This window comes from Rhodococcus sp. GXMU-t2271, from assembly GCF_041414735.1.
GTDB lineage: Bacteria > Actinomycetota > Actinomycetes > Mycobacteriales > Mycobacteriaceae > Rhodococcus > Rhodococcus indonesiensis.
On the sequence record NZ_JAUIZP010000109.1, the window covers coordinates 1 to 578 of the forward strand.

Genomic DNA, 578 nt, shown 5'->3' on the forward strand with positions numbered 1-578 from the left:
ATCGACCCGATGATGCTCCTATGTTCCGTCAAGGGCTCGTGGGGTCCCCGGTGGTGGTGAGTAGACGGAAGACTTCGCGGGCGACGGCGCGTTTGAGGCAGCGGATGATCTCGCGTCTGGTTTTGCCTTCGGCGGTGCGGCGGGCGGCGTAGTCGCGGGTGCGGCGGTCGTGGGCCAGCCGGGTGATGACGATGATGTACAACGCCCGGTTGGCCTGCCGGTCGCCACCGCGGTGCAACCGGTGCCGGTGGGTCCGGCCCGAGGACGCCGGGATCGGGGCGGCTCCGCACAGATGCGCGAAGGCGGCCTCGGTGCGGATCCGGTGGGGGTTGTCGCCGACGGTGATCAGCAGCTGGGCGGCGGTCTCGACGCCGATGCCCATCCGGTCGAGCAGGTCGGGAGCGGTGTGCGCCACCAGGGCCTTGAGGTGGGCGTGCAGGGTGCGTTCCTCGTCGGTCAGGTCGAGGATCCGGCGGGCCAGCGAGCGCAGCGCGGTCTCCACGGCCGCGGTCGGGTCGCCGGGGACGACCGGTCCCGGCCGCAACCCGGCGCAGGTGGTGGTCAACGCCGTGGGCGAG

General features: G+C 72.1%; 1 protein-coding gene. It reads right to left on the reverse strand.

Going from position 1 to position 578, the window contains the following annotated elements; genetic code table 11:
• Positions 1-28: 28 nt before the first annotated feature.
• Positions 29-578, reverse strand: a 550-nt coding sequence (locus QYS60_RS25755) for a transposase (RefSeq protein WP_371384667.1), incomplete at its 5' end; no start/stop codon positions are given.